Annotated in this window: 1 protein-coding gene; it reads right to left on the bottom strand. The window is 45.8% G+C overall.

The window, feature by feature from the left end:
• The coding region (locus BM090_RS18060; RefSeq protein WP_221405440.1) for a serine-rich family protein at positions 1 to 1,262 on the bottom strand (1,262 nt) is incomplete at both ends.

Raw genomic sequence — 1,262 nt, 5'->3', positions numbered from 1 at the left:
CTCGATGACAACGCAAAGCCTACTGATCCACCATTGATCACCACACTCGTCGTGCTCACGCAGCTACCTGAAATCACACTTACTGTATAGGTATCGGGCAACAAACCACTCATATCTTGGCTCGTACCAACCACCGTTCCTGCACTGTTAGTCCATGAATAAACATAGCTACCTGCCGATGGACTGACACTCAAATTGATACTGCCATCTCCTGCTCCACACAAGCTCTCATCCACTTTCGTTACTGACAATGTGAATGGACTTGGATCACTCAACGTTACACTTAAACTCGAAGTACAAGTGCCTTGACTTACCACTACCGTGTAAACTCCTACACTCAAACCACTTATATCTTCACTTGTACCTACTACTACGCCTGAACTGTTAGTCCAGCTATATGTATAAGTGCCAACAGGACTTACACTCAAATTGATGCTACCGTCTGCGCCACTACATACACTCGGATTTACTACACTCGATGACAACGCAAAGCCTACTGATCCACCATTGATCACCACACTCGTCGTGCTCACGCAGCTACCTGAAATCACACTTACTGTATAGGTATCGGGCAGCAAACCACTCATATCTTGGCTCGTACCAACCACCGTTCCTGCACTGTTAGTCCATGAATAAACATAGCTACCTGCCGATGGACTGACACTCAAATCTATACTGCCATCTCCTGCTCCGCACAAGCTCTCATCCACTTTCGTTACTGACAACGTAAATGGACTTGGATCACTCAACGTTACCGTTAATGTCGAAGTACAAGTGCCTTGACTTACCACTACCGTGTACGCTCCTGCACTCAAACCACTTATATCTTCACTTGTACCTACTACTACGCCTGAACTGTTAGTCCAGCTATATGTATAAGTGCCAACAGGACTTACACTCAAATTGATGCTACCGTCTGCTCCACTACATACACTCGGATTTACTACGCTCGATGACAACGCAAAGCCTACTGATCCACCATTGATCACCACACTCGTCGTGCTCACGCAGCTACCTGAAATCACACTTACTGTATAGGTATCGGGTAACAAACCACTCATATCTTGGCTCGTACCTACTACCGTTCCTGCACTGTTAGTCCATGAATAAACATAGCTACCTGCCGATGGACTGACACTCAAATTGATACTGCCATCTCCTGCTCCGCACAAGCTCTCATCCACTTTCGTTACAGACAACGTAAATGGACTTGGATCACTCAATGTTACACTTAAACTCGAAGTACAAGTGCCTTGACTTAC

It is taken from the genome of Flexibacter flexilis DSM 6793 (assembly GCF_900112255.1).
GTDB classification, from domain to species: domain Bacteria; phylum Bacteroidota; class Bacteroidia; order Cytophagales; family Flexibacteraceae; genus Flexibacter; species Flexibacter flexilis.
This window is presented reverse-complemented; position numbering and strand designations above follow the sequence as displayed.